Annotated in this window: 27 protein-coding genes; 10 read left to right on the top strand and 17 right to left on the bottom strand. The window is 71.9% G+C overall.

The features are described from left to right. Nucleotide 1 precedes the first annotated feature (1 nt). On the bottom strand, nt 2-502 hold the full coding sequence (locus tag DJ010_RS04340) for an LppU/SCO3897 family protein (RefSeq protein ID WP_109692346.1): 501 nt from the start codon (nt 500-502) through the stop codon (nt 2-4). A 172-nt stretch (nt 503-674) separates the two neighbouring features. Here DJ010_RS04340 and DJ010_RS04335 point away from each other — a divergent pair, with 172 nt between their 5' ends. Then, entirely contained in the window at nt 675-1655 is a 981-nt protein-coding gene (locus DJ010_RS04335; protein ID WP_109692345.1) for a ribose-phosphate diphosphokinase, read from the top strand. A gap of 66 nt (nt 1656-1721) precedes the next feature. On the opposite strand, the gene DJ010_RS04330 is transcribed toward DJ010_RS04335, so the two are convergent. Both DJ010_RS04330 and DJ010_RS04325 read right to left on the bottom strand, forming a co-directional pair. Continuing rightward, on the bottom strand, nt 1722-2906 hold the full coding sequence (locus DJ010_RS04330) for an ATP-binding protein (protein ID WP_158282923.1): 1185 nt from the start codon (nt 2904-2906) through the stop codon (nt 1722-1724). Between the two features lie 67 nt (nt 2907-2973). Beyond that, nucleotides 2974-3606 carry a maleylpyruvate isomerase family mycothiol-dependent enzyme gene (locus DJ010_RS04325; protein WP_109692343.1) on the bottom strand — a complete coding sequence of 211 codons (633 nt, stop codon included), beginning with the start codon at nt 3604-3606 and terminating at the stop codon, nt 2974-2976. Between the two features lie 90 nt (nt 3607-3696). Here DJ010_RS04325 and DJ010_RS04320 point away from each other — a divergent pair, with 90 nt between their 5' ends. The 5 genes from DJ010_RS04320 to DJ010_RS04300 all read left to right on the top strand — a co-directional run bounded on the left by DJ010_RS04320 (nt 3697) and on the right by DJ010_RS04300 (nt 7029). Further along, a complete protein-coding gene (locus tag DJ010_RS04320) occupies nt 3697-4128 on the top strand; it encodes a MarR family winged helix-turn-helix transcriptional regulator (RefSeq protein ID WP_109692527.1) in 432 nt (143 codons plus the stop codon). A 199-nt stretch (nt 4129-4327) separates the two neighbouring features. Further along, nucleotides 4328-4990, top strand: coding sequence for a 50S ribosomal protein L25/general stress protein Ctc (locus DJ010_RS04315; protein ID WP_109692342.1), 663 nt, complete (start codon nt 4328-4330; stop codon nt 4988-4990). A gap of 104 nt (nt 4991-5094) precedes the next feature. Continuing rightward, entirely contained in the window at nt 5095-5691 is a 597-nt protein-coding gene (pth, locus tag DJ010_RS04310) for an aminoacyl-tRNA hydrolase (protein ID WP_109692526.1), read from the top strand. Nucleotides 5692-5801: 110 nt separating this feature from the next. Next, nucleotides 5802-6602 (top strand): 3'(2'),5'-bisphosphate nucleotidase CysQ, encoded by an 801-nt coding sequence (locus tag DJ010_RS04305; RefSeq protein ID WP_109692341.1) that lies wholly within the window; start codon nt 5802-5804, stop codon nt 6600-6602. 31 nt (nt 6603-6633) lie between these two features. Then, nucleotides 6634-7029 (top strand): VOC family protein, encoded by a 396-nt coding sequence (locus DJ010_RS04300; protein WP_109692340.1) that lies wholly within the window; start codon nt 6634-6636, stop codon nt 7027-7029. Here DJ010_RS04300 and DJ010_RS04295 read toward each other — a convergent pair. Continuing rightward, nucleotides 7026-8048 (bottom strand): TolB family protein, encoded by a 1023-nt coding sequence (locus DJ010_RS04295; protein WP_146207258.1) that lies wholly within the window; start codon nt 8046-8048, stop codon nt 7026-7028. The genes DJ010_RS04300 and DJ010_RS04295 overlap by 4 nt on opposite strands. Nucleotides 8049-8111: 63 nt before the next feature. Between DJ010_RS04295 and DJ010_RS04290 the strand changes: the two genes are divergently transcribed. Continuing rightward, a complete protein-coding gene (locus DJ010_RS04290; protein ID WP_158282922.1) occupies nt 8112-9932 on the top strand; it encodes a DUF2207 domain-containing protein in 1821 nt (606 codons plus the stop codon). Nucleotides 9933-9934: 2 nt separating this feature from the next. On the opposite strand, the gene DJ010_RS04285 is transcribed toward DJ010_RS04290, so the two are convergent. The 4 genes from DJ010_RS04285 to DJ010_RS04270 are packed head-to-tail and all read right to left on the bottom strand — an operon-like array spanning nt 9935 to nt 14473. After that, nucleotides 9935-10231: a hypothetical protein gene (locus DJ010_RS04285; protein ID WP_211318645.1), complete on the bottom strand. Its 297-nt coding sequence runs from the start codon at nt 10229-10231 to the stop codon at nt 9935-9937. After that, nucleotides 10228-11481: a Rieske 2Fe-2S domain-containing protein gene (locus DJ010_RS04280; protein WP_109692337.1), complete on the bottom strand. Its 1254-nt coding sequence runs from the start codon at nt 11479-11481 to the stop codon at nt 10228-10230. The genes DJ010_RS04285 and DJ010_RS04280 overlap by 4 nt, the downstream gene beginning before the upstream one ends. A 53-nt stretch (nt 11482-11534) precedes the next feature. After that, nucleotides 11535-13343 (bottom strand): PEP-utilizing enzyme, encoded by a 1809-nt coding sequence (locus DJ010_RS04275; protein ID WP_109692336.1) that lies wholly within the window; start codon nt 13341-13343, stop codon nt 11535-11537. Between the two features lie 47 nt (nt 13344-13390). Next, nucleotides 13391-14473 carry a PEP/pyruvate-binding domain-containing protein gene (locus tag DJ010_RS04270; RefSeq protein ID WP_109692335.1) on the bottom strand — a complete coding sequence of 361 codons (1083 nt, stop codon included), beginning with the start codon at nt 14471-14473 and terminating at the stop codon, nt 13391-13393. 157 nt (nt 14474-14630) lie between these two features. On the opposite strand from DJ010_RS04270, the gene DJ010_RS04265 reads away from it, so the two are divergent. Next, the gene (locus DJ010_RS04265; RefSeq protein WP_211318644.1) at nt 14631-15461 is read left to right on the top strand and encodes an IclR family transcriptional regulator; all 831 of its coding nucleotides are present in this window, start codon (nt 14631-14633) and stop codon (nt 15459-15461) included. A 24-nt stretch (nt 15462-15485) separates the two neighbouring features. Here the strand turns inward: DJ010_RS04265 and DJ010_RS04260 are convergent, their stop codons facing one another. From DJ010_RS04260 to DJ010_RS04250, 3 genes are read right to left on the bottom strand one after another with little or no spacing between them, the layout of a single operon-like run. Then, entirely contained in the window at nt 15486-16232 is a 747-nt protein-coding gene (locus DJ010_RS04260; protein ID WP_109692333.1) for an SDR family NAD(P)-dependent oxidoreductase, read from the bottom strand. Continuing rightward, nucleotides 16225-16479 (bottom strand): tautomerase family protein, encoded by a 255-nt coding sequence (locus DJ010_RS04255; protein WP_109692332.1) that lies wholly within the window; start codon nt 16477-16479, stop codon nt 16225-16227. Before DJ010_RS04255 ends, DJ010_RS04260 begins: the two co-directional genes overlap by 8 nt. Nucleotides 16480-16490: 11 nt before the next feature. After that, on the bottom strand, nt 16491-17141 hold the full coding sequence (locus DJ010_RS04250) for an HAD-IA family hydrolase (protein WP_158282921.1): 651 nt from the start codon (nt 17139-17141) through the stop codon (nt 16491-16493). 126 nt (nt 17142-17267) lie between these two features. On the opposite strand from DJ010_RS04250, the gene DJ010_RS04245 reads away from it, so the two are divergent. Next, complete coding sequence (locus DJ010_RS04245; RefSeq protein ID WP_109692330.1) at nt 17268-18203, top strand: PDR/VanB family oxidoreductase; 936 nt, start codon at nt 17268-17270, stop codon at nt 18201-18203. A 104-nt stretch (nt 18204-18307) separates the two neighbouring features. Further along, nucleotides 18308-18913 carry a carboxymuconolactone decarboxylase family protein gene (locus tag DJ010_RS04240; protein WP_109692524.1) on the top strand — a complete coding sequence of 202 codons (606 nt, stop codon included), beginning with the start codon at nt 18308-18310 and terminating at the stop codon, nt 18911-18913. 3 nt (nt 18914-18916) lie between these two features. Here DJ010_RS04240 and DJ010_RS04235 read toward each other — a convergent pair whose 3' ends face one another. Genes DJ010_RS04235 through DJ010_RS04210 form a run of 6 tightly spaced genes read right to left on the bottom strand, consistent with a single transcriptional unit; the run spans nt 18917 to nt 22649 of the window. Further along, nucleotides 18917-19207 (bottom strand): DUF1330 domain-containing protein, encoded by a 291-nt coding sequence (locus DJ010_RS04235; protein ID WP_109692329.1) that lies wholly within the window; start codon nt 19205-19207, stop codon nt 18917-18919. After that, complete coding sequence (locus DJ010_RS04230) at nt 19204-19575, bottom strand: Rieske (2Fe-2S) protein (protein ID WP_211318643.1); 372 nt, start codon at nt 19573-19575, stop codon at nt 19204-19206. The genes DJ010_RS04235 and DJ010_RS04230 overlap by 4 nt, the downstream gene beginning before the upstream one ends. Then, the gene (locus tag DJ010_RS04225) at nt 19566-20330 is read right to left on the bottom strand and encodes a 2-keto-4-pentenoate hydratase (RefSeq protein ID WP_109692328.1); all 765 of its coding nucleotides are present in this window, start codon (nt 20328-20330) and stop codon (nt 19566-19568) included. The genes DJ010_RS04230 and DJ010_RS04225 overlap by 10 nt, the downstream gene beginning before the upstream one ends. Then, nucleotides 20331-21116 (bottom strand): 2-keto-4-pentenoate hydratase, encoded by a 786-nt coding sequence (locus tag DJ010_RS04220; RefSeq protein ID WP_109692327.1) that lies wholly within the window; start codon nt 21114-21116, stop codon nt 20331-20333. It lies immediately after the preceding gene. A gap of 4 nt (nt 21117-21120) precedes the next feature. After that, nucleotides 21121-21912, bottom strand: coding sequence for an IclR family transcriptional regulator (locus tag DJ010_RS04215; protein ID WP_109692326.1), 792 nt, complete (start codon nt 21910-21912; stop codon nt 21121-21123). Continuing rightward, the gene (locus DJ010_RS04210) at nt 21909-22649 is read right to left on the bottom strand and encodes a hypothetical protein (RefSeq protein WP_109692325.1); all 741 of its coding nucleotides are present in this window, start codon (nt 22647-22649) and stop codon (nt 21909-21911) included. The genes DJ010_RS04215 and DJ010_RS04210 overlap by 4 nt, the downstream gene beginning before the upstream one ends. Between the last annotated feature and the right edge of the window lie 85 nt (nt 22650-22734).

The following is a 22734-nucleotide window of genomic DNA, read 5'->3' as shown; positions in this document are numbered from 1 at the left end:
CTCAGACGTTAGGCGTGATGCAGACCGTCACGTCGCGCTTCTTGTTGGCGAAGGCGAACTCCTGCTTCGAGGCGCACTTGGCGTCGGCGCTGTCCTCGACGGAGACGACCTTCGCGACCGTCGTGCCCTTGTTGGTGGCGCAGTCGACCTTCTCGTCGCTGGTCGTGCCCTCCTTGATGCAGTCGCCGGGCTCGACCTCCCAGAACAGGCAGAGGTCGACCGCGTCGCTGCCGTTGACCTCGACGGTGTAGTTGACCTCGGACTCGAGGTCGCAGTCGCCGTCGTCGGCGGTGACCTTGTAGAGCACGTCGTCACCGCCGCACTCCGCCTCCTCGACGTCGGCGTCGGTGGTGGTGCCGCTGACGGTCACGCACTCGCCCACGTCCGGGGCGTCCGCCTTCTCCTTGAAGGTGCTGAACCCCCACCAGCCGAGGCCGATCGCGATCGCGACACCGATGCCGATGAGGTTGCGGAGCAGGCCTCCGCGCAGGTTGAAAGCCATGAACCCAGTCCTTTCCTGGTGCTGCAGGAAAGGCCGGGTGCCTCCTGGCGAGCGAGCGCAACCTACCCAAGGTCGAACAAAACAGTCGGTAAAATCTCGTGGACTTGGGACTGACCTCCGGGAGAGGGCAGAATCGGAGGTGCCCGAGGCCGGCCGACTCCAGGAGCCCTGCGTGACCGGAATATTGCGGACCACCGAGAAGAACCTGATGGTCTTCAGCGGCCGGGCCCACCCCGAGCTCTCCGAGGAGGTCGCCGAGATCCTCGGCATCTCGCTCGTCCCGACCGAGGCCTACGAGTTCGCCAACGGCGAGATCTACATCCGGTTCGAGGAGAGCGTCCGCGGCTGCGACGCCTTCGTGCTCCAGAGCCACACGGCTCCGATCAACGAGTGGATCATGGAGCAGCTGATCATGGTCGACGCGCTGAAGCGCGCCTCGGCGAAGCGGATCACCGTCGTGATGCCGTTCTGGGGCTACAGCCGCCAGGACAAGAAGCACCGCGGGCGCGAGCCGATCTCCGCCCGGCTGATGGCCGACCTGCTCAAGACGGCCGGCGCCGACCGGATCATCACCGTCGACCTGCACGCCGACCAGCTCCAGGGCTTCTTCAACGGACCGGTCGACCACCTGATGGCGCTGCCGATCCTCACCGACTACATCAAGTCGAAGTACGGCGAGCAGCCGCTCGCGATCGTGTCGCCGGACGCCGGTCGGATCAAGGTGGCCGAGCGCTGGTCGGCCCGGCTCGGCGGCGCGCCGCTGGCGTTCATCCACAAGACCCGGCGCACCGACCGCCCGAACGAGACCGTCGCCAACCGCGTCGTCGGTGAGGTCGCGGGTCGGATCTGCGTGCTGACCGACGACATGATCGACACCGGTGGCACCATCGTGCAGGCCGCGGAGGCGCTCGTCGCCGAGGGCGCCGCGGGCGTGGTCATCGCCGCCACCCACGCGATCCTCTCCGACCCCGCCGTCGACCGGCTCAAGAACTCCAGCGCCGTCGAGATCGTCGTGACCAACACCCTCCCGGTCGGTCCGGAGAAGCAGTTCGACAAGCTCACCCTGCTGTCGATCGCTCCGATGGTCGCCCGGGCCATCCGCGAGGTCTTCGAGGACGGCTCGGTCACCTCGATGTTCGACGGGCACGCCTGAGACCGTCGTCGCAACGGGGAGACTTGCTGCTTCTCGGCCCGTTCGAGAGCAGAAGACCCCGGTGCGTCACTCCTCGTCGAGGCGACGCACGAAGTCGCCGAAGCCCGGCAGGGTGAAGCGCACCAGGCCGTGGCCGACCGGCTCGATCACGCCCTTCTCGATGAGGCGCTCCCGGGGGTCGCTGATCGCCCGGCTGTCGCGTCCCATCCCCCTGGCGATCTCGGCGCGGGTCACGTTGTCCTTGCCGGTGGCGGCCATCGCGCTGAGGAACGAGCGCTGGGTGGCGGTCGCGGCGCCCCAGCGGGCCCGGTGCATCGCGGTGAGCTGCTCGCGGGCGACCGGCAGGCCCTTGCGCACCTGGGTGAGCGAGAGCCGGTCGCCGCGGGCGGGCCGGGCGGCGTCCCAGGTGCTGCTGCCGATCAGCTGGAGCAGGTAGGGGTAGCCCCGCGCCTCGGCGACGACGGCGTCGAGCGCTCCGGCGCTCCACGTGACACCCTCGGCCTCGGCCGGGCCGGTCAGGACCCTGCGGGCGTCCTCGTCGTTGAGGACGTCGAGCGACACGAACGTGCTGCGCTCGCCGAACGTGGCGGCGCGGGTGAGGGCCTCCGGGGTGACCGGGAGGCCGGCGGTCACGACCGCGAGCGGGTTGGTCTCGCGGGCGCCGTCGAGGTTCTGCAGGGTGTTGAGCAGCACCGACATGTCGTCGGCCGAGGCGGTGTGCAGCTCGTCGAGGAGGAGCAGCAGCCCCGCGCCACCGCGTCGGCGGACGAGCTCGGCGGTGTCGTGCAGCAGCGCCTCGAGCGCGCCGATCGGCGCCAGCGCCATCGGCTCCTCGGCGGGCGGCGCCGGACTGGCGACCTCGGCCTGCACCTTCGCTCCCGGCAGGCCGACCTCGACCGTGACCGACTCCAGCCGCTTGCGCCATCGGCCGCCGGCGCCGCCGCGGGGGAGGACCTCGGCTCGCTCGAGGGCCGTCCTGATGCTGCGCACCAGCTCGGGCAGCACCGGGCGTTCGCGGGAGCACGCGACCCAGGCCGACACGAACCCGAGCGCGTCGGCACGGCGCTGCGCGGTCCGGAGCAGGGAGGTCTTGCCGAGCCCGCGCGGGGCGTGGAAGACCATCAGCGGGCCGCCCAGCTCGCCGTACGTCACGACCCGGGCGAGCCGGTCCTCGATCCGGCGCAGCTCGACGGCGCGGCCGGCGAAGACGCGCGGGACCTGACCCGGTGTGTAGGGGTTGCTCGCTGCCACGGCCCGATCCGATACCTTCCGATACTTTGCTGAAGTATAGGAAAGTATCAGGCGGGTCCGACAGAAGTCAGCGCGTCGGCAGCTCCGCGAGCCCGTCGCCGGTCAACAGCGAGCGGTCCGGCTCCCGGCCGGAGCAGAGCATCAGCAGCTCCTGGATCGGGCCCGTGACGGTCGGGCCCTCACCCCGCGTCCAATCGACGTCGGTGGCGACCAGCCGGACCGACCGGAGCAGCCGCCGGGTCCCCAGCAGGAAGGCGAGCCGGCGGACCCGGTCGGCGGCGACGGCTGCGGCCTCAGGCGGCATCGCGCGCTCGATGCCGAGCGGGCGGACGATGTCCTGGTGGTGCAGGAGGACGTCGACCAGGGGCTCGACCGAGGTCGTGCCCGGCACCCGGTGGGTGCTGCCGCCGTACTTCTCGTAGTCGGCGAGGATCGACTCGCGGGTCTCGCGGGCGCCGAGCCGCTTCACCTGGCGGTAGATGATCGTGTTGTAGCCCCGCCCGGGGGAGCGGAGGGTCATCGCGGCGATGTCGCTCCAGCCGATCTGGGGAGTCGAGATGACGTGCGCCGCCACGTCGTGGACGGTCCACCCGGTGCAGAGCGAGGGGCGGGACCACTCCGCGGCGGGCAGGTCAGCCAGGTTCGCGGCGAGGGCCTCGCGTTCCGCATGGATGTGGCGCCAGATCTCCGTCTTGTCCACCGCTGCCTCCTGCGCGTTCCGAACTGGTCAGGTTGTCTGACTGATATAGTCAGTCCTGCTGACTACTTTCGTCAAGAGGATGGGTGTGTGATGGCCGAGCCGAGCGCAGCGCTGCTGATGTTCATCAGTGCGCGTCATGCGGAACGCCGGGTGCAGGAGGCGGTCCTCGCCGCGGGCCATGACGACCTGAGCCCGGCCATGATGCGGATCGCCGGCCAGGTCGCCGAGGAGGGGAGCCGGGTGACCGAGCTCGCCGAGCGGAGCCAGATCACCAAGCAGAGCGCCAGCGTCCTGGTGGAGCAGCTGTCACGCGCCGGCTACGTCTCCCGGGTGCCGGACCCGACCGACGCCCGCGCGAAGCTCGTGGTCCTGGCGGAGCGCGGCAGGGACGTCCAGCGGGTGGCGCGCCGGGAGGAGCGGGCGATCGAACGGGAGTGGACGCGTCATCTCGGCGTCGGGGGCATGGCGGAGCTGCGGCGTGCGCTGTCCGGGCTGAGAGCGATCACCGACCCCTACCTCTGAGGACCCGCTCTCCGATTTCACGCCTGATCGCCCGTGCCGGTAGCATCCTCGGGTTGCCTCGGCGAGGGAGCACCCGCTTCTGTGACTCCGTGATCGACTGGGCCGGTTCGTACGACGACGCCGCGCGCCCACCGATCACCGGGTTTGGGAAGCGTGGCGTTCCTCGTCTGAGGGTCCGCCACCACGACGAGGAGACACCATGAGCGAGAAGATCACCGCCGAGCTGCGCACCGAGTTCGGCAAGGGCGCCGCCCGCCGCATCCGCCGCGAGCACAAGGTCCCCGCGGTCGTCTACGGCCACGGCAACGAGCCGATCCACCTGACCCTCCCGGGCCACGACACGATGATGGCGATCAAGCACGGTGGCGCCAACGCGCTGCTCGAGCTCGACATCGACGGCACCGCGCAGCTCGCGCTCACCAAGCAGGTCCAGGTCGACCCGGTCCGCCGCGTGCTCGAGCACGTCGACTTCGTCGCCGTGAAGCGCGGCGAGAAGGTCACCGTCGACGTCCCGATCGTCGTCGTGGGCGAGGCCGTCCGCGACACCCTGGTCGTGACCGAGAACGCCACCGTCCAGGTCGAGGCAGAGGCGACCCACATCCCCGAGTCCTTCGAGGTCGACATCGCCGGCGCCGAGGCCGGCACCCAGTTCCTGGCCAGCGAGCTGGCGCTGCCCTCGGGCACCACGCTGCTCACCGACCCGGAGACGCTGATCGTCAACGTGACCGCCGCCCAGGAGGCCGACCTCGGCGAGACCGACACCGACGCCGCCGAGGACGAGGCCGCCGCCGAGGGCGCGACCGCCGAGGAGGCCGCTGGGGCCGCCGAGGGCGAGTCCGCCGAGGGCGGCGACGAGGAGTGACGTTCACTCGGCTCAGGTGGTTCCTGGGCCGACTGATCTCCCCGGCACGGAGCGCCGAGCCGGGGAGCACCCGACCCGATGCGCCGGAGGACCGGGAGGATGCGATGAGCGAGCCTGCTGAGGTGTGGCTGGTCGTCGGGCTCGGCAACCCCGGTCCGTCGTACGCCGGCCACCGGCACAACGTCGGCCACCTGGTGGTCGACGAGCTCGCCCGCCGGATGGGGAGCGGCTTCCGCGCCCACAAGTCCGGTCGGGCCGACGTGGTCGAGGGCCGGCTGGGCGCGCCCGGCACCCCTGGGCCGCGGGTGGTGCTTGCCAAGGCGCGGTCCTACATGAACGAGTCCGGCGGAGCGATCAAGAGCCTGGTCACCTTCTACAAGGTGCCGCTGACGCGGGTGGTCGTCGTTCACGACGAGCTCGACATCCCGTTCGGCACGATGCGGGTCAAGCTCGGCGGTGGCGACAACGGCCACAACGGCCTGAAGTCGCTGCGCTCCTCGTTCGGCACCGGCGACTTCTTCCGGGTCCGCTCCGGCATCGGCCGGCCCCCGGGCCGGCAGGAGGTCGCGGACTTCGTGCTGTCCAACTACTCCTCGACCGAGCGCAAGGACCTGCCGTTCGAGGTGGACCGCGCCGCCGACGCGGTCGAGACGCTGATCCTGGACGGTCTCGAGAAGGCCCAGCAGACCTTCAATTCCTGATTGCCCGAGCGTGTCGCAGATCGCGCGACACCGCACGGGCGCTCGCTCCGCTCGGCCCGCGGGTGAGGGGTTGCGGCGAGCTGGCGGCGAGCGGGCACTAACCTGACGCCGTGACCTTCGACGCCGGTGTTCCCGCTCCCGAGGTCGTCGCGGACGACCACCAGCTCGCCGCCTGGCTGGCCGAGGCCGCCGGCCGGCGCCTGCTCGAGGTCCGGGGCGAGGGGCTGGAGGGCAAGGAGCTCAAGGACGCCGGCGACGCCGCCGCCCACGAGCTGCTGATGACCCTGCTCGCGACCTACCGGCCCGACGACGCCGTCCTCTCCGAGGAGGGCAAGGACGACAAGGCGCGGCTGGACGCGGCCAAGGTGTGGATCGTCGACCCGCTCGACGGCACCCGCGAGTTCAGCGAGCCGCCGCGGGACGACTGGGCCGTGCACGTCGCGGTCTGGGAGGGCGGCACGCTGACCGCCGGCGCGGTGGCCCAGCCCGAGCTCGGCGAGACGTTCAACACGGGCAACCCGCCCGTCGTACCCCCGCGGACGTCGGCGAAGCCGCGCATCGCCGTGAGCCGCAGCCGCCCGCCGGCCTTCGTCACCGCCCTGGCCGAGCGGCTTGACGCCGAGCTGGTGCCGATGGGGTCGGCCGGTGTGAAGATGATGTCGGTCGTGCGTGACGTCGCCGACGCCTACGTGCACGCCGGCGGCCAGTACGAGTGGGACTCCGCAGCTCCCGTCGCGGTTGCCCGCGCCGCCGGGCTGTTCACCAGCCGGGTCGACGGCAGCGAGCTGGTCTACAACCAGGACGACGTCTACCTGCCCGACGTGATCGTCTGCCGCCCGGAGCTGGCCGACGACATCCTCGCGTTCATCGCCGAGCACGGCACCGAGGAGAGCCGGCCGGAATCCGGTTGAGGGATCCGGTACGACGGGCGAGGGTGGTCGCGTGACGTCCTACATCTCGCACACGACCCTCGACTGCCGGAACGCCTACGAGCTCTCGGAGTGGTGGAAGCCGGTCCTCGGCTACGCCGACGTCCCGGGCGACCCCAACCTGCCCGGGCACGAGGAGTGCATGATCCTGGACCCGGAGACGGGCCACTGCGTGCTGTTCATCGAGACCCCCGACAGCAAGGCGGGCAAGAACCGCATCCACTTCGACCTGCGCCCGCGCTTCGGCACCCGGGACGAGGAGCTGGCCCGGCTGTTGGCCCACGGCGCCACCGAGGTGGCCGACCGGCGCGGCATCGACGGACCCGGCACGGGCTGGGTCGTCCTCGCCGACCCCGAGGGCAACGAGTTCTGCATCCTGCGGTCGCCCGGCGAGCTGGACGGCGCCTAACGACCGGCGCGCCAGTCGGGCTCGGCCCGGTAGACGCCGGTCACCTCGGGCAGCACGTTGCGGTTGCGCTCGCCGTCCTTGCTGGCGATCTGCAGACTGTTGGAGCGGCCGCTGACGAAGAGGATCTTCCGGCCGTCGGGCGACCAGGTCGGGTCGGGCTGGGCGCAGCGCTTCTGGATGTCCACCGCGCCGGGGCTGCCGTCGAGGCGGAGGGACCGGATCGAGCTGGCGCAGTAGCCGCGCGGCTCCTCGGCCCAGTAGAGGAGCTGCTGACCGTTCGGGGACCAGCGCGGGGATCCCCACGCGTAGGTGTACTTCGGCACCCGGACCAGTCCGGTCCCGTCCAGGCCCACGGTGAAGATCGACCCGAAGGGGTAGCTGTAGCCGTCGCTGGAGTCCCAGCGCCACAGCATGACGGCCAGCGTCTCGCCGTCCGGTGACAAGGCAGCGTCACCCGACGCGTAGCTCCACTCGCTGTAGTCCGGGTAGTCCTCGTCCGGGTACTTCTCGACGAGGCCGGGGACCAGGGGCAGGTCGATGTCGAGCTCCTCCTCCGCGCCCGTGGCGACGGTGTGCACGACCCAGGTCGGGTCCTGGCCGTCGACCCCGAGCCCACGCACCACCAGGACCCGCCCTCCGTCCGGTAGCCAGTCCACCAGGTAGCCGCCGGTCAGCTTCCGCTTGTCCGAGCCGTCGCCCCGCATCAGCCACACCTCGGCCGGGCGCTGGAAGGCGATCCGGTTGCCCGTCGGCGCCCACTTGGGCCGGGTGGCGTCGCGGAAGTAGGTCAGCCGCGTGTTGCCCTCGCCGGTCGGCCGCACCTTGAAGATGTCGACGCGCTCGTCGGGCCCGGGCGTGTGCAGCACCCGCCAGCTCTTCGTGTAGGCGATCGGGCCGTTGGTGACGGCGACGCCCTCTCCCGGCGGGGCGGCCGCTTCGGCGAGGTGCACGGGTGCCCCGGTCAGGACGGCTGCCACCGTCATCGTCGCGACCATCGCCGCGATACCACGTCTGGTCACCTGGTGCCTCCGCCCGGATCGCTTGCAGACCGAGTATGCGCCGAAATCGCTAGTCTGCGGGACGTGACGCGCATATTCGTGTCCCTCGGCGGGCTCGGGCTGCTCGTGGGGGCCCTGTTCCTACCTGCGCTCCTGTTCGACGACGACGGCAAGCACGCCGAAGCCGATCCGAGCACCTACGAGCCGACCACGATCACGTCGTACGTCGCCGACTTCGAGGTGCACGAGGACGGCGGGATGGACGTCGTCGAGAAGCTGACGGTGAACTTCCCGGGCACCGACCGGCACGGCATCTTCCGCTTCTTCGACCGGCTCGACCCCTCGGCGCCGGACGTCCGGCACCGGATCAGCGATGTCGAGGTGACCTACGACGGCGGCGAGGTGCCGGTGGACCGGTCGCAGGAGGACCTGCGGTACGACGTGCTGAAGATCGGCGACGCCGACGCCTTCGTGCCGTCCGGTGACCACGTCTACGAGATCAGCTACCACGTCACCAACGCGCTCACGCCCGGCGACGACGTGGACGAGCCGACCCAGTTCTACTGGAACCTGGTGCCGCAGGGCTGGCAGCAGGAGATCGCGGAGACCGACCTGACCGTGCACCTCCCGGAGCCCGCCGCCGACGTGCAGTGCGCGATCGGGGTCGGGGAGGGCGACACCGGGGCCTGCCGGATCGACGGGGAGGGCACCACCGACCTGCGGATCCGCACCGGCGCGATCGCCGACCACACCCCGGTGACGGTGCTGGTGGGCCAGGACCTGCCGACGCCGGACCAGGAGACGCTGCCGTGGGCGCCGCGTCTGGACCGGGTCCTCGGCAGCGCGCTGTGGATGCCCGGGCTGGCCCTGCTGCTCGCGCTGGCCGCGGCCACGCCGGTGGTCCGCTGGCTGCTGCAGACCCGTGACCCGGAGCCGCCGTTCCCGCTGCAGTACGCGCCTCCCGAGGGGCTCGGGCCGGCGCAGGCGCACTACGTCGCGACCGAGAAGACCGGCCGGTCGCAGTTCGTCGCGTCGCTGCTCCACGCCGCCGAGAACGGCGCCGCGCGGTTCGACCACCAGGGCAAGGACCGTTGGGCGATCACCAGCCTGGACGGGCAGCGGAGCCTGACCGGCCTGGACAAGGTGACCAAGAGCCTGGCCTCGCTGATCTCCTCCAAGGAAGGCACGGTCTTCGAGTTCGGCAAGGGCAACGTCCTGTCCGGGTCGCGGCTGAAGACTGCGTACGACACCCACCGGCTCGCGCTGCAGAAGTGGGCCAACGACGCGCAGGTCGTGGAACGGTGCGGCCCGGCCGGCAAGTGGCGGTTCCTCATCGTCCTCGCCATCCTCGCCGAGGCGGTGTGGGTCGGGCTGGCGATGGGCGGCAAGGTCGACGTGTCGATCTTCGCACTGCCGCTGGCGGTGTACGCCGGGCTCGGGCTGCCGTTGCTGAACGGGCGCCAGCTGACCCGTCGCACGGCCGTCGGACGCGACCTGTGGTCGCGCGTCGGCGGCTTCCGCCGGATGCTCGCGACCCCGTCGGCCGAGGCCCGGTTCGACTTCGCCGGGCGCACCGACCTCTACACCGCCTACCTGCCGTGGGCGGTGGCGTTCGGCTGCGCGGACACGTGGGCGGAGAAGTACCGGCTGGAGATCGGCGAGCCACCACCCCTGCCGGCGTACCTGCACGACAGCGCAGGCGTGAAGGACCCGGCCGTGGCGCTCGTCGCCATCACCTCCGTCGTCGACGGCTTCGACCGCTCGGTCGGCAACGCCATCAGCGCCTACGACCGGGCGGTGTCGGCCACGAGCAGCAGCTCCTCGTCGTCGAGCAGCTCCTCGTCGTCCTCAGGCGGGTTCTCCGGCGGAGGCGGCGGGGGCGGCGGAGGCGGCGGCTCCTGGTGAAGCTACTCGGCGGCCTCGTGGCCGAGCACCCGCTCGGAGAGGACGACGTCACCGCTCCACCCGCAGGACCCGCAGAAGCACACGAACACCCGGTCGGCACCCGACCAGTACTCGACGGCCAGCCCTTGCCCGCCGTCGGCGAGCGCCAGCGCGGAGGCGCAGGCGGGGCAGTAGCGGGGGGCGTCCCGGCGGTGGGAGTCGGCGTCGGCCGGGAACCAGCCGCGGCCGACGTCCAGCCCGAAGGACTGGTCGATCCCGCGCGGCCGGGTCCCGCTCCCGGAGCCGAGGTCGGAGGTCACTTGCGCCGCCGCTCCCACGCCTGGATGTGCAGCTTCTTGAGGGCGTCGGCCTGCGGGCTGAACCGGCTCGAGGCCATGTCGATGAAGTCGATCGCGAACTGCGGCCCTGCGTCGAACTTGTTCTTCTCGCACGGCAGGTCGATCCGTTCGTGCGGCTCGCGGATCGTGCCGAGGGGGTCCTCGCCGGCCGCGACCTTCGCCATCTCCGCCTTGAACATCCGGCGCAGCATGGTGACGCCGACGTCGGAGCGACCGAGGTGCTCCACGGTCCGGTCGGTGATCGCGCCCTGCGTCACCCAGGCCATCATGTCCTGGCCCTCGACGTAGTCGGTGCGGTGCCGGCCGTCCTCGGTGTAGACGGGGATCTGGTAGTCCGGCACCACCGGCTGCTCCGGGAACTCGATGCCGTCCGGCGCGTGCACGGAGTAGAGCATGAACCGGGTCGTGGTCCGGTCGATCGGAACCCGGATCTGCATCTGCTCGATGTTGGCGCCGCCCACCCGCATGTTGAACGGGAACACCAGCGGGTGGCCGACCGCCCAGTCGTCGTCCTCCTCGGACGCGCCCTCGAGCACGCGGCGCTTGATGATGCCCCACTCGAAGGCGTCGAAGCCGACCTTCACGTGCTTCTTGCCGAACGACGCTGGGGCGTCGAAGCCCTGCTGGCGCCCCATGAACTCGAAGTAGCGGCCGTGCAGGAACTCCACGTGGTGCGGGTCGACGGCGTTCTCCATGATCTGGACGAAGCTGCACGGAAGGTCGGCCCAGCCGATGTCGCGCACCCCGTCCATCACGAACACGTCGAACCGCGGCAGCTCCGGTGCGGGCTTGTCCTTGCTGTGCGGCCCGACGTAGGCCCAGACCAGGCCGCCCATCTCCTCGGCCCGGCCGGCCTGCGCCCGCACCCGGTCGCGGAAGTTGGTCTCGTCGCGCTCCGCGGGCTGCTCGAGGCACTCGCCGTCGAGCCCGAAGAGCCAGCCGTGGTAGGGGCAGCGCAGGCCGTCGGACTCCACGACGCCGTACGCCATGGACGCGCGGCGGTGGGGGCAGGCCTCCTGCATGATCCCGTAGCGGCCCGAGGCGGTCTTGTAGACCGCCCAGTCCTCGCCCAGCAGCCGGGTGTGCTTGACGGGGAACTCCTCGAGCTCGCGGGTGAACGCCACCGGGTACCAGTAGCGGCGCAGCAGCTCGCCCATGGGCGTGCCGGGCGCGATGTCGGTCAGCTCGTCGTTCTGCTCAGCCGTGAGCACAGCGATCTCCTCAGGTCAGGGGTTGGGCGGGGTCGATCGGGGTCGCGGGGCGCTCAGTCCAGGACGGTCACCTGTCCGGTGTTGCCGTCGACCCGCAACCGCTGGCCGGTCTTGATGTTCTTGGTGCCGAAGGCCGTGCCGGTGACGGCGGGCAGGCCGTACTCGCGGCACACGATGGCGGCGTGGCTCATGATCCCGCCGACGTCGGTGACGGTGGCCGCGATCTTCCCGAACACCGGCGCCCACGACGGCGCGGTGAGCGGCGCGACGAGGATCTCGCCCGCCTGCAGCTCGCTGATGCCCTCGGCGGTGAGGACGACCCGGGCCGGGCCTTCGGCGACGCCCGGGGACGCCGCGAACCCGCTGAGGGTGCCGTCGGGGCTGTCGGAGCCGCCGAGCCACGCCTTGACCGAGTCCGAGGTGACGCCCCAGAGCATCACGCTGAACGGCTCGGTGATGACCTCCGGCGGCACCCCGAGGGCCGGCGGAGCCGACCACGACCGCAGCGCCTGCATGATGCCCTGACGCCGCGGGATCTCCCGGCCCCAGTACGCCGGGCCTCGGGACGGGATGCCGACCGCCCAGCCGTGGAAGTAGTCGAAGATCGCGTCCGGCACCTCGTTGCGGCGCAGCAGGAAGATGTCGTCGGCCTTACCGAAGAACCCGGCGTCGGTGAGGATCTGCCCGAGCTGGCGCATCTTGCGCCACACCAGCGACATGCCCCAGTGCTCGACGTAGAAGTTGTGGTTCTCGACGTACGGGAAGACCACGCGGGCCAGGCCGAGCTTGCCGTCGAACGTCGCCCTCGTCTCGTCGTCGTCGATGAGTTCGGAGTACTCCGCCACCAGCCGGTCCCGCTCGGCCTCGATCGCCTCGATCGGCCGGGCCAGCGACTCGCCGCGGCCGAGCTTGGCGACGTAGGACTCGATGAAGCCCATCGGGATGTCGGGGTACTCCGCCCACACCCGGTCGGAGTGGTAGAAGCCGGATCCCGAGGAGAAGTTGAACCACGGGTGGTGTGCCTCGTCCCAGGCCGTCGCCCACTTCTTGCCCGCGTCGTCGGCGTCCATCGCGGCCAGCGTCCCTGCCGCGTCGGAGGTGATCCGGTCGCCGATGCCGAGGTCCACGGCGAGCTGCGCCAGCTTCTTCAGCTCCTCGTCGGGGCGGAACAGGTCGACGTCGATGCCGGCGACCATCTTGGCGATCGCCTGGTCGGGGATGGAGGGCCAGATCTGCTTGCAGAACCCGAAGAAGTCGAGGTAGGCCGCGTAGCCCAGGTTGAGGAACTCGAAGTGGTGCGCCCACAGCCGCGCTGTCAGCTGCACCAGCTTGTCGTACTCGAACATCATCAGCTGGCCCGAGCCGATGCCGCGGCCCTCGGTGATGACGGACATGTCCTCGCGGTGGGGCAACGGCTGGAAGTCGATCGCCTCGAGCTCGCCGATGACGCCCTTGATCTTGTCCATCCAGGCGTCGTAGAGCGTCGGCCAGTTGGCGAAGTAGTAGCCGGCACGCTCGGCGAACTCCGGCACCCGGGCCTCGATCTCGGCGGGGTCGGTGACCGGCACCGGGGAGAGGTACATGTGGCCGTTGAGGTAGCGGATGTCGACGCCCAAGGCCGGCGGGATCACGTAGTGGCGGGTCGTGTACTGACCGAGGAACGTGAGTGCGAAGTCGAGGACCGTCGCGTCCCAGGGCTCGATGGCCTCCGGCGTGTGCACGCCGTCCATGAACCAGAACATCGAGTCCTCGAGCTCGCGGCGGTCCTCGCTGAAGACGGTGGAGTAGCCGTAGAGCTCCTCCCACCCCTCGGCTCCGGTGGGTGTCACGACCTCGAACGGGCTCGGGAAACGGTCGGGCATCGGTCTCTCCTTGCGGTGGTTCTGCGGCTCCGGCTGCTCGGCGCAGCTCAGTGCAGGTGGACGGTCTGGCTTCCCGAGGGGTGGAGCAGGTTGTGCACGATGGACTGGAACGTGTTGGCGGAGTCCGGCGAGGCGACGCGGGCCTTGCGGCTCCAGACGGTCTCCGGCCGGGACTGGAGGAGGACGACCGCCTCGTCGGCGGGCGCCGCTCCGTCGATCGCCCACTCGACGTCCTGGGGTCGGCCGTAGTGCTTCTCGGCGCGGCGAGCGAGGGCGGCCACGGCGCGCACCTCGTCGTCGGTCAGCGACGCGGCAGTACGACGCTCCTCGTCGACCTCGCGCTCGACCACGCGGTCGTCCTCGTCGAGCACGTGCTCGACGGTCTTGTCGGAGATCACCCGGGAGGTGATGTCGCCCATCACCTTGTCGACGAGGAAGTTGTCGGGCGTGACCGAGCCGCTCACGACCGCCTCGCCGAGCCCCCACGACGCGTCGATCGCGATCTGCGACCGGTCGCCGTTGAGAGGGTTGAGGGTGAACGCCACCCCGGAAGCCTTCGGCAGCACCATCTGCTGGATGCCCACGCTCATCGCGGCGCCGTCCTCGCCGTACCCCATCTGGCGGCGGTAGCAGATCGCCCGTTCGGTGTAGAGGCTCGCCCAGCACCGGCGGACGTGGTCGCGGAGCGCGTCGGCGCCGCGGACCCACAGGTAGGTGTCGTGCTCGCCCGCGAAGCTCGCGTCGGGCTGGTCCTCGCAGGTCGCGGAGGAGCGGACGGCGACCGGGAGGTCGGCCTGCCCGCGGCGCTCGCTGATCGTCGCGTAGGCCTCGTCGACCTCGTCGGCCAGCCACGGCGGCAGCGGCGTCCCGGTGATGGTGTCGCGCGCCTCGGTCGCGACCCGGGCCAGCGCGACGCCGTCGGTGACGTCGAGGCCGCCGACCATCGCCGCGAGCGCTCCGGCGACGCCGGTGTCGTGCAGCGCCTTCACGTAGGCGGTGGCGGTGACCGCGAAGCCCGGCGGCACCGGCAGGCCGGCCATCGTCATGATGCCGAGGCTGGTGTTCTTGCCGCCGAGGACGGGCTCGAGGGCCGGGTCGTGGCGGTCGAACCAGGCGATGTGGTGGGGCATCGGGCGGGTACCTCCGGCAGGGGTCGGGTGCCTGTTGCTGCATCCTGTGGCGCAGGTCACCATCATGGATCAGAATGTCCCGCGGAGCGGGACGTTCGTGTTCCGTCCGGAGGTCCGCGGAGAGCCTGTGGGCGCGTCGCACGCAGGAGGAGGTCGGGTGCCCGAGCAGACCGAGGAGTCCCTCGACGCCTCGGAGGCCTCCGCCGCCGCCCCGAGGTCGCAGCTGCTGTCCTCGGTCCGCAACGCGGCCCGGGTGCTCCGGGCGTTCACGCACGCCGACCAGGAGCTCGGGGTGAGCGAGCTCAGCCGCCGGCTCGGGCTCGGCAAGAGCACCACGCACCGCCTGGTCGCGACGCTGGAGGCCGAGCGGCTGCTGGAGCAGGACCCGCAGACCGGCAAGTACCGGCTGGGCCTGGCGCTCTACGAGCTGGGCACCACGGTCACCGAGCACGTCGACCTCCACCAGGCCGCGCTGCCGGTGCTGACCACGCTGCGGCACCAGACCGGCGAGATGGTGCACGTCGCCGTGCTCGACGGGCTGGAGGCGGTCTACGTCGAGCGCCTGGAGAGCACCTACCTGCTGCCGGTGTTCCGCCGGGTCGGGCACCGGCTGCCGGCGCACTGGACCAGCTCGGGAAAGGTGCTGCTGGCAGCTCTCCCGCGGCCGGAGCTCGAACGCCGGCTGCGCGGGATCGCGCTCGACGCGCGCACGACGCACACGATCACCGACCACCAGGCGCTGGTGAAGGAGCTCGAGGTCGTAGCCCGGCAGGGCTGGGCGTCCAACATCGAGGAGGGCGAGCTCGGGGTGAGCTCGGTCGGTGCGCCGCTGCGCGGCGCCGACGGCAGCGTCATCGCCGCGGTGACCGTGGTCGGGAGCTCCGAGCGGATCAACACGACCACGATGCTGAGGTACCGGTCCGCCGTGCTGGAGGCGGCGGCGGTCATCAGCCGACGGCTGGGCTACCGGGGGCGGCTGCACCGCTAGCCCCCGGTGCTGCTGCCCGCGGGCTCAGACGATCGAGCGCTGCCCGCCCGCGTCGAGGTGCAGCACGCCGCCGTGGAGCGCGTCGGCCTCGGGATCGAGCAGCAGGGTCACCGCCCACGCGATCTCCTCGACCCGTGGCAGCCGGTCGAGCGAGGTCTGCGCGGCGTACGACGCCCACTGCTCGGCCACGGTGATGCCCTTCTCCGCCGCGGCCCGCTCGACGAGGGCGTGCAGGCGTGGCGACTCGGTCGGGCCGGGACTGAGCGTGTGGGTGGTGATGCCGCGCGGGCCGTAGACGTCGGCGAGCTGGCGCATCAGGTTGAGCACCCCCGCGTTGATCGCACCGGGGCCGGCGGAGGACGGCTTCGGCTCGAGGCCGAGGGTGCCGGCGAACATGACGATCCGGGATCCCCGCTCGAGCCGGTCGTCGACGGCGCGCACCAGTCGCAGCAGGCCGCCGAGCTTGATGTCGGCGCCGCGGGCCAGGTCGGAGGGCGCGACGGTCTCCACCGAGCCCGCGATCGGGAGCCCGGCTGCGAAGACGGCCATCCGGACCGGTGCGTCCACGGCGGCACCGATCGTCGCCACCGCCGCGTCGTCGGCGATGTCGGCGACGCACGGCGCCACCCCCGCCACCTGGTCGGCCAGCGTCGCCAGGGCGGCCTCGTCGCGGCCGACCGCCAGCACCCGTTGTCCGCGCTTCACGAGGCGCTCGGTGACCGCGCGGCCCATGGTCCCGGTCGCGCCGACGACGACGCAGAGATCAGCCATCGGCCGATCCGTCGCTCTCGCGCTCCTCCTGGGCGGTCCGGCGCGCCTCCACCTCCGCCTGACGCGCGACGCTGGCCGGCACGCCGCCGATGCCCCAGGCCTCCGGCGGGAACTGGGTGACGTAGGTGCGCACCCGCTCGATCGGCGCGTCGAGGATCTCGGCGACGAGATGGGCGACCCGGTCGTGCAGCTCCTCGATCACCTCGGGCGGACGGCCCTCCATGATGTCGATCCGGACCAGCGGCATGGCGTCTCCTCTCAGAGCCCGAGCCGGCGCCGTGCCTCGGCGACGGCGGCGCCCTTGTCCTCGTGGGCGACCTCGATCGCCTGCAGGCCGACGGCCGTGCCGCCGGCGACGTTCACCGGCATGTCGTCGAGGTAGACGATCTCTCCCGCCGGCACGCCGATCGCCTCGATCGCCAGCGCGTAGGCAGCCGGATCGGGCTTCAGGACGCCGGTCACCGAGCCGTCCACGATCGTGTCGAACGGCTTCAGCCACTCCTGGGCGGACGCCCACTCCTCGCCGTGGAAGTCGACCAGGTCGTTGGTGAGGGCGACCAGCGGCAGGCCCGCGGCCTTGGCGTCGGTCATCAGCTCGACGACCTCGGCCGCCAGCCAGTCGGGCTCGGGCCGGTGGTAGATCCAGGAGATGAGGTCGTAGGTGGTCCAGTCGTCGTGCCCCATCGCCCGGCCGACCTCGCCCGAGCGCCGGGCCCAGTACTCCCGCTCGGTCACCTCGTGCCGCAGCATCTGCTGCCACAGCTCGTCGCCGGGTCCGGCGAAGTCGACCTCCTCGAGGTAGGCCGACACCTCGGGAGCGTCGACGGCGGCGCGCATCCGGATCAGCTCACGGGCGTTGCGCAGAACGACGCCGCCGATGTCGAGGAGCAGGGCGCGGGCGGTGGCCATGGGCCGATCCTGCTGTCGTAACCCGTTCCAGCACAAGGACCGCCGTTCCTGTTCGCGGAACAACAGTGGCCCGCTCCGCGGGACGGACCGTGCTCGACCTGGGGCTCGGGTGCGCACCATCGCGACATGTCCCTTCTGGTCCGTTCGCTGACCCTCGAGGCCGCCGGTGTCCTCTCCGTCGAGCTCGTCGACCCCGCCGGCGCCGAGCTGCCCGCCTGGGAGCCGGGGGCGCACCTCGACCTGAAGCTGCCGGGCGGGCTGTCGCGGCAGTACTCCCTGTGCGGCGATCCCGCCGACCGACGCCGCTACCGGCTGGGCATCCTGCGCGAGGAGACCGGACGGGGCGGGTCGGCCTATGTCCACGACACCTTGCGACCCGGCCACACCGTCGAGCACGCCGGGCCGCGCAACCACTTCCGGCTGGAGCCGGCGCCGTCGTACGTCTTCGTGGCGGGTGGCATCGGCATCACGCCGATCCTGCCGATGCTGGCGTCGGCGACCGCCGCGGGCGCCGAGTGGACCCTGCTGTACGGCGGCCGGAGTGCCGCTTCGATGGCGTTCGTCGACGAGCTCGCGGCGTACGACGACCGGGTGACCCTGTGGCCGCAGGACACCCATGGCCTGCTCGACCTCGACGGCCTCTTGGCCGAGCCGAGGCCGGACACCCTCGTCTACTGCTGCGGCCCCGAGCCGCTGCTCGCGGCCGTCGAGGAGCGGACGGCAGGCTGGCCGAGGGGTGCGCTCCACCTCGAGCGGTTCTCCGCCCCGGTCGTCGAGCGCGACCCGTCGGCGGAGAACGCGGCGGAGCTGGTCCTCGCCGACAGCGGCCGCACCCTCCTCGTCCCGCCCGACCGCTCGATCCTCGACGTCCTCGACGAGCAGGGTGTCCCTGTCCTCAGCGACTGCCGCGACGGCATCTGCGGCAGCTGCGAGGTCAAGGTGGTCGAGGGCGAGGTCGATCACCGCGACTACGTGCTCACCGACCCCGAGAAGGAGGCGAACACCTGCATGATGGTCTGCGTCTCCCGCGCCCGGAGCGCCCGCCTCGTGCTCGGGCTCTAGTGCGTCAGCGGGAGTCGCCGGCCCGTTCGGTCCAGCGGAACGCGGTCGTCCCGCGGAGCAGGACGGCCCCGCGCCCGCGCGGCGCCGCCGCCGACGATCTGCTCATGGCGCGCATGGCACCCATCCCGCCCGAGGACTGCACCGACCCGGAGCTGGGCGAGGCGTTCCAGCACTTCGTCCGGACCCTCGGGTTCGTCCCGAACAGCCTGCTGACCATGCAGCGGGTCCCCGCGATCGCCGCGGCGGTCATCCAGCTCAACCGCGCTGTGTTCGCGCCGGACGGCGAGGTCGACCTCGGCCTCAAGCGACTCGTCGGGCACCTGGCGAGCGCCGCCTCGGGCTGCCAGTACTGCAAGGCGCACACCACGGTGAGCGCGACCCGCCACGGCGTCAGTGCAGAGAAGATGGAGGCCGTCTACGACTACGCGACGAGCCCGCACTTCACGCCGGCCGAGCGCGTCGCGCTCGATTTCGCTCTAGCGGCAGCGTCCGTGCCCAACGCGGTCACCGACGAGATCTACCGGGCCCTCGCGGAGCACTGGACCGAGACCCAGATCGTGGAGATCCTCGGCGTCGTGTGCATGTTCGGGGTCTTCAACAGGTGGAACGACTCCATGGCCACACCGCTCGAGGACGTCCCGCTCTCTTTGGCCGGCGAGCTGCTCGGCAGCCGCGGTTGGGAGGCCGGCAAGCACGCTCCCGGTGGCTGACCGCTACTCGACGGCCGGCACGATCCGGATGTCGCGGCGGGCGCCGCCGTCGAGCGCGGCGAGGGCCTCGGCGTAGGCCCGGCTGTCGTGGGCCGCTCGGGCGGCGTCGACGCTGTCGAACTCGATGAGCACGGTGCGGGTCTCCTCGCCGAGCTCGTAGACCTGCTCGGGCAGGCCACGGGCGAGGAACCGCCCGCCGGCGCCGGTCAGCGCCGGGAAGGCGAGGTTCGCGTAGGCGGCGACCTTGTCGGGGTCGGTGACCTCGTCGTAGGTGGCGATCCAGTAGGCGGTCATCGGTCTCCTGCTCCTTCTCCGGCGGCATGGGCACGCAGGCGCTCGGACCACGAGCGCGCGGGCTCGACGCCGACCTCGGCGTACCAATGGCCATCCTCCTCCACGACCGGGTGCAGCGGCAGCGCGGTCTCCGTCGCGTTGCGGCAGGCGCCCGTGGCGAGGTCGAAGGTGTACCAGTGGCCGGGGCACACCAGGCAGCCGTCGCGCAGCAGCCCCTCGGCCAGCGGCTGCTGCTTGTGGGGGCACCGGGCATCGGTGACCACGAGCCGACCGCCGAGGTCGAGCACCAGGTAGTCGCGACCCTCGTGGTGGACCGTCCAGCGCTCGCGGCCGTCGCGGACGCCGAGCGGGACCCGGGTCAGCGGCACGCCAGCTCCAGCGATCCGAGGCGGTCGATGGTCGCGACGACGACGTCGCCGGGACCCACGGGCACGGCGGCAGTGAGCCCGCCGGACAGCACCACGTCCCCCGCCCGCAACCCCTCCCCAGCGGCCGCCAGCGCGCGGACCAACCAGGCGACGGCAGCGGCCGGGTGCCCCAGGGACGCGGCTCCCGACGCGGTGGCGACCACGTCGCCGTCGTGCTCGAGCACCACCCCGACCAGCCGCAGGTCGATGCCGTCCGGATGCACGGGAGCGCCGACGACGTACCGCCCGGCGGACGCGTTGTCGGCCACGACGTCCGGCATCGTGAACCGGTAGTCGGTGAAGCGCGAGTCGATCACCTCGATGCCGACGGCGACGCCGGAGGTCGCGGCAAGCACCTCGGTGGTGGTCACGTGCGCCCCCGCGAGGTCGCGGCCGAGGACGAAGACGATCTCCGGCTCGCAGCGCGGGTTGATGTGCTCGGCCGTCGTCAGCGGTTCGCCCAGGTCGAGCACGTGGTCGGAGGCGAGGAATCCGTAGATCGGCGCGTCGACGCCGACCTGCCGCTGCTTGGCGCGGCTGGTGACGCCGAGCTTCCAGCCGACCGGCCGCCCGAGCCCGGGACGCTGGAGCCGTTGCACGGCGTAGCCGGTGGCGAGGTCGAGGCCCGGCACCTCGTCGGAGAGCTGGGGGATCGCCGTCCGCGTGGTGCGCGCCCACGTCAGCCGGTCGGCCAGCGCCTGCGTGTCGACGGTCATTCACTCCACCACCCTCAGCGTCACCGGACCGAGCCGGTCGAAGTCGGCGCGGAACACGTCGCCCGCGGCCATCGGCACGGCGGCGTGCAGCGCCCCGGTCATCACCAGGTGGCCCGGCTCGAGCGCGATGCCGCGCTCGCCGAGGGTGTTCGCCAGCCAGGCGACCACGGCGAGCGGGTCGCCGAGCGCGGCCGCGCCCGCACCGGTGTCGACGAGCTCGCCGTTGCGGGTCAGCGTCATGCCGACGTAGCGAGGGTCCACCTCGGTGAGGGGTACGACGCGCGACGAGCTCGCGAACGCCCCGTTCGAGGCCAGGTCCGCGACGGTGTCGGCCAGCCCGATCCGCCAGTCCTCGAAGCGGGAGTCGACGATCTCGACGGACGCGCAGACGCCCGCGACGGCGCGCGCCGCGTCGGTCACGAGCACCCCGGGCCCGGCGAGCCGCTCGCCCATGACGGCGATGATCTCGGCCTCCATCTTCGGCTGGATCAACCTCGACAGCGAGACCGTGCCGCCGTCGACGTGCGCCGTCGAGCCGAGGATCGGCGCGAAGTCGGGGGAGTCGACGCCGATCATCCGCTGCATCGGCTTCGACGTCAGGCCCACCTTGTAGCCGACGACGGAGTCGCCGTCGGCGAGCAGGAGGTCGACCAGCTCGGCCTGGACGGCGTACCCGTCGGCCATCCCGAGTGTCGGATCGTCGTCGGTGAACGGCGGGATCGCCACCCGGTCACGCCGGGCGTCGTAGAGGAGCCGGGCCTTGCCGACGGGGTCGGAGATCGGCATCCGCTCAGCCCTCCCGCGCCAGGGACGACTCGGGTGACCACCCGAGCCGGCGGGACGCGGCCTCGCCCGCCTCGACGATCACCTCGGCGAGCCGCCGTCGCTGCTGCGCGCCCAGGCGCGCCGCCGGCCCGCCGATGCTGATGGCGGCGACGACGCGGCCGCTCGCGTCCCGGATCGGTGCGGCGATCGACGCGACGCCGACCTCGCGCTCCTCGACCGCCTCCGACCAGCCGCGGGCCCGGATCCGCGCCAGGTCTCCTCGGAGCTGCTCGGGATCGGTGATCGAGCGGGGGGTCATCTCCGCGAGCGGCGACGCAGCCTCGAGCACGCGGGTCAGGTGCTCCTCGTCGAGGTGGGCGAGCAGCACCTTGCCGGAGGAGGTGGTGTGCACCGGCACCCGGCGTCCGGTCTCGTTGAAGAGGCGCAGCGTCTGCGAGCTCTCGAGCCGGTCGATGTAGACCACCTCGTGCCCGTCCAGCACGCCGACCTGGCAGCCCTCGTGGGTCTCCTCCCGCAGCGCGGCGAGCACGGGACCGACCGCGCCGTGCAGGTCCATGTGGGACTGCACGACCTGGCCGAGCTCGAACATCGTCAGCCCGAGCCGGTAGGCCCCGGTCTCCGGGTTGCGCTCGACCAGCCCCTCCTGGACCAGCGTCGTCAGCAGCCGGTGCACGGTGCTCTTGCCGAGGTCGAGCCGGCGCGCGAGCTCGGAGACGCCGATCTCCTTCTCGCGGGACAGGAACGCCTTGAGCAGCCGGGCCGCGTTGCCGACCGAGGAGAGTCCGCCGTCGCTCACGCCGACTCCTTCGGTGTCCACTGGGTGCGGCCGCCGACCGCGGCGAGCACCGCGCGGCGGATCGCGTCGGGGTCCGGCGCGGGCGTCTCGCACGCGGTCCGCACGCCCTCGTCGTGCGGCGAGATCGCGCGGGCCAGCAGTGCCTGCGCATGGGGGAGCCCGGCCTGTGCCGCTCCGGCGAGCTCGTCGACCAGCGCCTCCCGGCCGCGGGCCCGGGCCCTGATGGTCTCGAAGTCGCGGGCGGCGGCGGAGTGGCCGTTGGCGATGCCGGTGCCGACGTGCGTCGCCTGGTGGCCGTTCAGGCCGGCGCCCGGCTGGGCGACCACGTGGTAGAGCACCGTGCTGACCCCGAGGGCGCGCTTGACCTCCTCGAACGCGGGGGCGTCGCGCTCCTCGAGCAGGCCGAGGTCGGGCAGCACGACCGGGTCGTAGAAGCGCAGGTCCCACGCGAGCCCGCCGTACTCCGCGGCGAAGGAGACCTCGTCGCCGCGGAGCGGTCCCAGGGTCTCCAGCGTCGCCAGCAGGTGGAGGTTGCGCGCCGCCGCAGCGACCACGGTCACCCGGCCGGGCGCTGCGGCGAGCAGCGGCAGCCGCCCGCGCACGCCGGGGGAGAACGTCGCCGCCTGGTCGACGTAGGCGCGGTGGATCTCCTGCACGTATCCGGCCACGGCGTCCCGCATGGCCTCCGGGCCGGGACGGTCGGGCTGGTCCTCGCGAGAGGCCTGTCGTTCCTGCATATGGAACACCCTTCCTTTACACGGAACGCTAGCCATCCCTACGTTCGACGTCAAGGAGCCCGTCATCGGGCCGGCCGAACTCTTG

The sequence above is a fragment of the Nocardioides silvaticus genome (assembly GCF_003160695.1).
Lineage (GTDB): Bacteria > Actinomycetota > Actinomycetes > Propionibacteriales > Nocardioidaceae > Nocardioides > Nocardioides silvaticus.
Note: the sequence above shows the minus strand (reverse complement) of the source record. Positions and strands in the feature narration are given on the sequence as shown.